Origin of the sequence: Pseudodesulfovibrio pelocollis (assembly GCF_030282845.1) — a bacterium.
Classification (GTDB): domain Bacteria; phylum Desulfobacterota; class Desulfovibrionia; order Desulfovibrionales; family Desulfovibrionaceae; genus Pseudodesulfovibrio; species Pseudodesulfovibrio pelocollis.
This window is the reverse complement of the sequence record NZ_JASTWE010000073.1, coordinates 1-7,763: the sequence shown is the minus strand read 5'-3', so window position 1 is coordinate 7,763 and position 7,763 is coordinate 1. Positions and strand designations below refer to the sequence as shown.

The 7,763-nt window shown below is 67.9% G+C and carries 7 protein-coding genes; 3 read left to right on the top strand and 4 right to left on the bottom strand.

What is annotated here, in order from left to right; genetic code table 11:
* Positions 1–6: 6 nt before the first annotated feature.
* Complete coding sequence (gene selD / locus QQS14_RS15785) at positions 7–1,053, bottom strand: selenide, water dikinase SelD (protein WP_285907980.1); 1,047 nt, start codon at positions 1,051–1,053, stop codon at positions 7–9.
* Positions 1,054–1,211: 158 nt separating this feature from the next.
* On the opposite strand from selD, the gene QQS14_RS15780 reads away from it, so the two are divergent.
* Positions 1,212–1,979 carry a YkgJ family cysteine cluster protein gene (locus QQS14_RS15780; RefSeq protein ID WP_285907979.1) on the top strand — a complete coding sequence of 256 codons (768 nt, stop codon included), beginning with the start codon at positions 1,212–1,214 and terminating at the stop codon, positions 1,977–1,979.
* Between the two features lie 3 nt (positions 1,980–1,982).
* Positions 1,983–2,468 (top strand): D-glycero-beta-D-manno-heptose 1-phosphate adenylyltransferase, encoded by a 486-nt coding sequence (gene rfaE2 / locus QQS14_RS15775; protein WP_285907978.1) that lies wholly within the window; start codon positions 1,983–1,985, stop codon positions 2,466–2,468.
* 94 nt (positions 2,469–2,562) lie between these two features.
* On the opposite strand, the gene QQS14_RS15770 is transcribed toward rfaE2, so the two are convergent.
* From QQS14_RS15770 to QQS14_RS15760, 3 genes are read right to left on the bottom strand one after another with little or no spacing between them, the layout of a single operon-like run.
* The gene (locus QQS14_RS15770) at positions 2,563–3,180 is read right to left on the bottom strand and encodes a CPBP family intramembrane glutamic endopeptidase (protein ID WP_285907977.1); all 618 of its coding nucleotides are present in this window, start codon (positions 3,178–3,180) and stop codon (positions 2,563–2,565) included.
* Positions 3,177–4,331 (bottom strand): glycosyltransferase, encoded by a 1,155-nt coding sequence (locus QQS14_RS15765; RefSeq protein ID WP_285907976.1) that lies wholly within the window; start codon positions 4,329–4,331, stop codon positions 3,177–3,179. The genes QQS14_RS15770 and QQS14_RS15765 overlap by 4 nt, the downstream gene beginning before the upstream one ends.
* A 3-nt stretch (positions 4,332–4,334) precedes the next feature.
* The gene (locus QQS14_RS15760; RefSeq protein ID WP_285907975.1) at positions 4,335–7,040 is read right to left on the bottom strand and encodes a bifunctional acetate--CoA ligase family protein/GNAT family N-acetyltransferase; all 2,706 of its coding nucleotides are present in this window, start codon (positions 7,038–7,040) and stop codon (positions 4,335–4,337) included.
* A 161-nt stretch (positions 7,041–7,201) separates the two neighbouring features.
* Between QQS14_RS15760 and QQS14_RS15755 the strand changes: the two genes are divergently transcribed.
* Positions 7,202–7,678 (top strand): FlxA-like family protein, encoded by a 477-nt coding sequence (locus tag QQS14_RS15755; protein ID WP_285907974.1) that lies wholly within the window; start codon positions 7,202–7,204, stop codon positions 7,676–7,678.
* Positions 7,679–7,763 lie beyond the last annotated feature (85 nt).

Genomic DNA, 7,763 nt, shown 5'->3' with positions numbered 1-7,763 from the left:
CTCTGGTCAGAGGATGGTCAGGGGGGTGTCGTGGTCCCTGGTTCGGGCCGTGCCGATGGGCGCGGCAAGGTCGCCGGCCGCTTCGAGCATGTCCACGGCCCGGTCGAGCTTGTCCGGCGGCACGGCCAGGACCAGCCCGCCCGAGGTCTGGGCGTCGAACATCATGTCCAGGGTGATGGGGTCCAGGCCCGGAGCCACCCGGGTGCGTCGCAGGTAGTGGGTCCGGTTGCAGATGGACCCGGCCGGGAGCATGCCCATGGCCGCCAGCTCCAGCGCGCCCGGGATGAGCGGCACCGCGTCCATGCGCAGGTCGATGGTCACGCGGCTGGCGTCGGCCAGCTCGATGAGATGCCCGCCCAGGCCAAAGCCGGTGATGTCCGTGGCCCCGGTCAACCCCAGCTCGGCGATGACGCGGCCGCCCGCCCTGTTGAGCCGCCCGCACACCTCGAAGAGGGTGTCTTCCATGGCCTCGCTGCCCGGCATCTCGCCCTTGATGGCCGTGGCCAGCACCCCGGTGCCGATGGGCTTGGTCAGAAGCAGGGTATCGCCCGGGCGCACACCCCGGTTGGACGCGAACCGGGCCGGATCGACCGTGCCGGACACGGCCAGGCCGTACTTGATCTCATCGTCCTCCACGCTGTGACCGCCCGAAGGCACGGCCCCGGCCTCCTCCACCGCGTCGCGGCCGCCGCGCAGCACCTCGCGCAGCACCGCGCCCGAGAGCTTCTTCATGGGATAGCAGACGATGTTCATGGTCGAGAAGGGCTCGCCGCCCATGGCGTAGACATCGGAGAGGGCGTTGGCCGCGGCGATGCGGCCGAAGCGGTAGGGATCATTGACCACCGGGGTGAAGAAATCCACGGTCTGGACCAGCGCCTTGCCCGGGGGAAAAGACAACACCACGGCGTCCTCGTTGTCGCCGGGGCCTCCGGCCAACACGCGGTCATCCGTGCGGACATACATGCCCGAAAGTGCCTGCTCCAGGTCCCCCGGAGCGATCTTGGCGGCTCAGCCGGCCGCTTTGACCATGCTCACAAGCTTCAGCTTCGGCATGCGCCCTCCTTTGTCTCCCGTCCTATCAGAGAGCTTCGGGATTGCAAAGGCTGCCGTGGCCGCCTTGCCGGGCTTTGCCATCGGTCCCGGGCCGTGCTAGGACACCTCGTGCCGGGGCGGGAACCGACCCGCCCGCCACAGTCAAGACCGGAGACCCCATGCACGACGACCAGACCCGGGAATTCCTGGACAGCCTCCCCGAACTGGAGGCGGACAAGACCTACCATTTCAAATGTCACCCGGCCGTCGCCTGCTTCAACGCCTGTTGCAGCGACCTGAACCTGGTGCTCACGCCCTATGACGTCCTGCGCCTGCGCCGCTCCCTGGGCCTTGGCAGCGTCGAGTTCCTGCGCGCCCACACCACCATGCACACGGTGCCGGACACCGGGTTTCCCGAATTCCGGCTGCGCATGATCGACAATCAGGCCCGCAGCTGTCCCTTTGTCCGCGATGCGGGCTGCTCGGTCTACCCGGACAGGCCCGGCGCCTGCCGCATGTACCCCCTGGGCAGGGCCACCCGGCCCGATGGCCAGGGCGGGGTGCGCGAGCATTTCTTCATCGTGCGCGAGGACCACTGCCTGGGCTTCGATGAACCTGACGAATGGACCGGGGATTCCTGGAAGCAGGACCAGGGGTTCATGGCCTACACGGCCAGCAACGACCGCTACATGACCCTGCTGGCCCGCATCCGCCAGGCTGGCGCGCCCGTGCCCGAGAAGATGGGCCACATGGCCACCCTGGCCCTGTACAAGCTCGACGAGTTCCAGCGCTTCATCGTCCAGACCCGGCTTTTCGCCCGGTTGGACATGGACGAAGCCCGCCGCAAGGCAGTGCTGGAAGACGAGGAAGCGGCCCTGGAATTCGCCATGGACTGGCTTGAACTGATGCTCTTCCACGCCTCCCCGAACCTCAAGCCCAGGAGATAGTCCATGGCCCTGCCCGCCAACCCCAAGCTCATGTCCATCCGCACCTTTCTCAAGAGAAAGGCGGAGTTGCCGCCCGGCCACAGGCTGGTCTTCACCAACGGCTGCTACGACATCCTGCACCCTGGCCATGTGGACCTGCTGACCCGCGCCCGCGCCCTGGGCGACTCCCTGGTGCTGGGCCTCAACTCCGACGAATCGGTGCAGATGCTCGGCAAGGGCGGCGACCGGCCCCTCAACCCCCAGGACGACCGCGCCTTTGTCCTGGCCGGGCTGGCCTGCGTGGACTTCATCATCGTCTTTCACGAGTCCACGCCCCTTGAGCTGATCAAGGCGGTCCGGCCCCAGGTGCTGGTCAAGGGCGGCGACTGGGCCACTGAGACCATCGTGGGCCGCGACGTGGTCGAGCAGGCTGGCGGCGCGGTGCACAGCCTGCCGCTCCTGCCCGGCTATTCGACCACGAGTCTCGTGGAGCGCATCCGCAGGAACTGACTTTTTTCGTCCATCATCCCGCCATTGGAAGGCCCGGAGCATTGCGCCCCGGGCCTTTTCCTTTGGACAGGCTGAACCGGAAGAGGGGTCGGCCCTACATATGATAGAGGACGAAGTTGATTAGGAAATGGACGATGGTGGAGGGCCAGATGGAGCCGGTGGCCAGGACAGCCGGGGTCAGGATGAGGCCGTAGATGAAGGCGTCGGTCAGGGTGTGGGCCGAGAGGGACCAGTGCATGAGCGAGAAGAGCAGGGCCGAGACCACATACAGGGCCGGGACGGACAGACGCGGCCGCAGCACGGACAGGGCCAGCCCCCGGCAGACCAGCTCCTCGCTCACGGCCACGAGGACCAGCCCGGCCGTGGCGTCGAAGCGGAACAGGGGCGAGGCCGTGTCCAGCGGCACCCCGCCCAGCGCCCAGGTGGGGAAATGCGGGGCAAGGACGAACTCCGAGAGCCAGAGGTAGGCCATGGCCGCTGCCGAGGTGGCCACGGTCCACAGGATCAGGTCCGTGACCGGCGGCCAGGTCAGGCCGAGGGAGGCGCGGTCCAGCGCCCCGCGCCTGAGCATGACCAGGAGAAAGACGATGATGCCAAACCGCATGGCATAGTCGATGAGTACCCAGGCCGTGTAGTCGGTGACGGTGATGTTGACGAAATCATTGAGATAGTACGGCAGATAGGCCAGGGCGAGGATGGCGGCGCGGCTCATGGCTCCCCCTGGGCCGGGCGCGGCTTCCCGAGCTGACGATAGACCTTGCGATAGTCGGCGATCATGCGCTGCGCCGTGAACCGCCTGCGGCCCGAGACAAAGGCGTTGGTCCCCAACTGGCGGCAGCGGGCCGGGTCGGCCAGGAGCGCGGCAGCGGCCTCGATGAAGGCTGCCCTGTCGCCCGGCTCCACCAGCAGGCCGGTCTCGTCGTGGCCCACCTGCTCCGGCACCCCGCCCACGGCGTGGGCCACCACGGCCAGCCCCTGGGCCATGGCTTCGAGGATGACCAGGGAGTGGTTGTCGGCCAGGGTGGGGTAAAGGAGCGCGTCGGCCGCAGCCATGAGCAGGGCCAGGCGCTCGCGCTCCACATAGGGCCAGATGACCAGATCGCCTTCGCGCCCCTCGGTATCGCCGCCCACGGCAAAGCACAGCGCGCCGGGCACGCGCGCCTTGATGGCCCCCCACAGGCCGCGCCAGTCGCCCCCGGACTTGTAGGCCGCGCCCAGGCCGCCATGGGCCGCGAACACGGCCACCCGGGCCGCCGGCAGGATGCCCAGCCGGGCGCGCGCCTCGTGGCGGGACATGGGGTGGTCGGGCCAGGGGATGCCGTTGGGGATGACCGTCACGGGCCGGTGCAGGTGGGATTTGGCCAGCCGGGCCAGCCAGCGCGACGGGACGATGAGGACCGGGTCCAACCGGTGCAGCGACTGGTACTTGCGATGGCGCACCCGGTCGCTGTCGGCAAAGGCGCGGGGACAGGGGGCGACGCACTGCGCCTCCAAGCCCTGGCAGTCGAGGGGATAGGGGCAGCCGCCGGTGAAGAGCTCGCAGTCGTGCAGGGTCATGACCATCTGAGTCCGTTGCGGGATGGCCCCGAGCAGGCCGGGCCAGTCCCCGGTGCAGTGGATGTGGGCCGTCTCCCCCGGGGCCAGTGCCGGGCCGAAACCGTCCGGGGTGACCACCGAGGAGGCAAAGGCATGGGGCGATTCTTCGCGATGCACTCCTGACTCGGCCACCTCGCAGGTCAGCCGCACGGGCAGGCCCGACACGGCCATGCCCCCGGCCAGGAGCCGGGCCACGCGCGTGGCGCCGCCGGTCCACTCAAGGCCCGTGTGGTGGACCACGGCCGGGGATTCGGTCGAACGGCCCACGCGCTACTCCTTGACCGTCTCCAGATCAAGGACCATGTCCACCAGATCCCCGTCGTGCGGGTCTGGGGTGACGACAAAGCCGAACTTGCGGGACAACCCCTGCATGGCCTTGTTCTCGATCATGGTCTGGCCTGTGAGGCGGCGGGTGCCCCGGTCGCGGGTATAGCGGATGCCCTTGTGAAAAAGCAGGCTGCCCAGGCCCTCCCCCTTCTGATCCGAGCGGACCACGATAGCGAACTCGGCCTCGGAGTTGTCGGGCTTGGTGTTCGTACGCATGACGCCCAGGGTCTCGGGCTCGCCGTGCTCGTCGTGGGCCGTGGCGATGAAGGCCATCTCGCGGTCGTAGTCGATCTGGGTGAAGCGGGCGATGTCCTTGTGGCCGAAGTCGCGCTGGACCACGCCGAAGAAACGCAGCCGCAGGTCCTCGTCCGTGAGCTTGGCCAGGAAGGCGCGGTGGGTGCCTTCGTCCTCGGGCCGGATGGGCCGGATGGTGACGTGGCGGCCGCCCTTGAGGGTGACGCACTCCTCAAGCTCCCGGGGATAGGGCCGGATGGCCAGCCGCCGTTCGCCCTCGCCCTCAAAGGGCGCGATGGTGATCTTGCCGCCCAGGGCGAGAACTCCCTCGTTGTCGGCGTACAGAGGGTTGATGTCGATGGACGCGATCTGGGGCACGTCCACGATGAGCTGGGATATCTGGATCAATGTCAGGGAGAGATCGTCGATGTCTGCGGGCGGGTGCGAGGGCGAGCCCCCCAGCAGGGTCGAGATGCGGGTGCGGCCGATCAGCTCGCGGGCCAGGCTCATGGACAGCGGCGGCAGGGCCAGGGCCGAGTCCTGGATCATCTCGCGGGCCATGCCGCCGTGGCCGAAATGCAGCACCGGGCCGAAGACAGGGTCCACATCGGCCGAGATGGCCAGCTCGTGGGCACCGGGCCTGCGCCCCATCTTCTGGACCGTGAAGCCCTCGATGTAGGCATCGGGCCGCTCGCGGGTGGCCCGGGCCAGGATGGACGCCGCGCCCTCCCAGACCCGCTCCGGGGTCTCCAGGTCCAGCAGCACGCCGCCCATGTCGAAGGGCTGGGGAATCTGCGGGCTTCTGAGCTTGATGGCCACGGGATAGCCCAGTTCGTCGGCCGCGATGACCGCCTCCTTGGCCGAGAGCGCGATGCGCGTCTCCACCACCGGGATGCCATAGGCGGCCAGGATGTCCTTGGCCTCGGGCTCGGTCAGGCTGGTCCGCCCGGCGTCAAGGGCCTTGCGCACGATCTCCCTGGCCCGGCTGGTGTCCGGAAAGAAGTCCGTGGGCAGGGAATCGGGCGTCTCGATGAGCATCTCCTGGTTGCGCTGGTACTCGGCCATGTACAGGAAGGCGCGCACGGCGTGGGTGGGCGTCTCGTAGGTGGGGATGCCCGCCCGGGTGAAAATCTCGCGCGACTGGATGGCCGTGCCCGAGCCGAGCCAGGCCGTGAGCACCATGCGCTGCGCCCGCTTGAGCGCCTCGCACAGGGCGGTGGCCACATCCAGGTCCGGCACGGCCGTCCAGGGCACATGCATGACCAGGATGCCGTTGGACCCCTTGTCCTTGAGCAGCAGCTTGACCACCTCGGCATAGGCCTTGCCGTCGGCGTTGAAGGGGATGCCCACCGGGTTTGAGCGCGACCAGTTCTCCTCGCCCAGCAGGGCGTCGATGGCGGTCACGGTCTCGTCGGCCAGCGGGGCCAGCTCGCCCCCGCCCGCCAGCAGCCTGTCCGCGGCCAGGATGCCCGCGCTGGTGCCGTTGGTCAGGATGGCCAGCTTGCGGCCGTAGACGTGCCGCAGGGTGCCCAGGGTCTGGGCCGCGTCGAACAGGCCGTCGATGTTCTCCACGCGCAGCATGCCCGCGCGCCGGAAGGCCACGTCGTAGACCGCGTCGCAGAGCCGGTGCCCGCCGTCCTCCTGGTGCCGGTGCTCGTCGTGCACCACGTCCAGCGCCTGCCCCGGCCGCACCACCAGCACCGGCTTGTTGCGCGAGGCGGCCCGGGCTGCGGACATGAACTCGCGCGCGTCCTTGAGGGACTCCACATAGAGCATGATGGAACGGGTCTGCGGGTCCGAGGCCAGGTAGTCGAGGATGTCGGCAAAGGAGACGTCGATGCGGCTGCCCAGGGCGACCATGTGCGAGAAGCCCACACCCTTGGCCTGAGCCCAGTCCAGGACCGTGGCAAAGAGCGAGTCGGACTGGGAGACAAAGGCCACCTTGCCCGGCGCGGCCCCGATATGGGCCAGGGAGGCGTTGAGATTGAGGGAGGGGACCATGAAGCCGAGCGATTTCGGCCCGAGGATGCGGATGTCCGGCGGGCTGGCGATCTTGAGGATGGTGGCCTTGATGTCCTGGCGCTCCTCGGCGCTCATGCCCGAGAACCCCGAGCCCATGAGCACCGCGCCCCGGGTGCCGCCCTGCCTGAGGGAATGGATGATCTCGGGCACCTCGTCGAGCGGCGAGCAGACCACGGCCAGGTCCGGCACCTTGGGCAGGGCCTTGACCGAAGGGTAGGTGAGCACGCCCGCGATGGCCTCGGCCGTGTCCGACACGGGCATGACCGGCCCCAGGAATCCGCCCGCCATGAGGTTGCGCATGACGATGTTGCCCGGGTTGCGCGGCTCGTTGGTGGCGCCGATGACCGCCACGGACCTCGGCTTGAAGAGATATTCCAGGTTGATGACGCTCATGTGGCTCCTCGCGTGGATGCAATGCGCTGGGTATTGGCCACGCTACCTTGTTTTGTCCCTGTGGCGCAACCGCCTTGTGCCGCCTTGTCGCCCTAAAGAAACGCCGCAAGGCCGCCGATAAGACCCATTGAAGAACCAGCTTTCACGCAAAGGAGACAGCCATGGGAATCGAACTGGGCATGATGCAGAACCCGGCACAACTGGCCGAGGCCCTGGACATCCGCACCGCGCCCGCCCTGGAAAAAACCTCGGATGAAGAATCCAGGGCAGCCAAGACCCCGGAGCAGCAGGGCGACACCCTGACCCTCTCCCAGGAGGCGCGCGCCCTGGCCGCCGCTGCCAAGGGCGAGGAATCCGGCCTGGCCAAAGGCGAAAGCGACGAATCCTCCCCGCAGGAGCAGCTCATCAGCTCTCTTGAGAAGCAGATCAAGCAGCTTGAAAAGGAAATCGACGACCTTGAGAAGTCGGACCTGCCCGAAAAGCAGAAGCAGCAGCAGATCCAGGCCAAGCAGGCCCAGCTCATGCAGCTCAACGACCAGTTGCTCAAGGCCCAGCAGGAAGAACTCAAGCTCTCGGGCCAGACCAAGGGCGGCGGCACCCGCGCCCAGGGATTCGGCAACAGCGTGGCCGATTTCTAGGAGGCTGTTGAAAAACGGCGATCTGCGTCGTTGCTTCAAAAAGTTCAAACCCTCGCGTACAAGAAGTACGCTTCGGCCTTGAACT

Coding starts and splice junctions, on each gene's coding strand:
- QQS14_RS15770 (WP_285907977.1), bottom strand. CDS start 3,180: ATGAGCCGCGCCGCCATCCTCGCCCTGGCCTATCTGCCGTACTATCTC.
- QQS14_RS15755 (WP_285907974.1), top strand. CDS start 7,202: ATGGGAATCGAACTGGGCATGATGCAGAACCCGGCACAACTGGCCGAG.
- rfaE2 (WP_285907978.1), top strand. CDS start 1,983: ATGGCCCTGCCCGCCAACCCCAAGCTCATGTCCATCCGCACCTTTCTC.
- QQS14_RS15780 (WP_285907979.1), top strand. CDS start 1,212: ATGCACGACGACCAGACCCGGGAATTCCTGGACAGCCTCCCCGAACTG.
- QQS14_RS15760 (WP_285907975.1), bottom strand. CDS start 7,040: ATGAGCGTCATCAACCTGGAATATCTCTTCAAGCCGAGGTCCGTGGCG.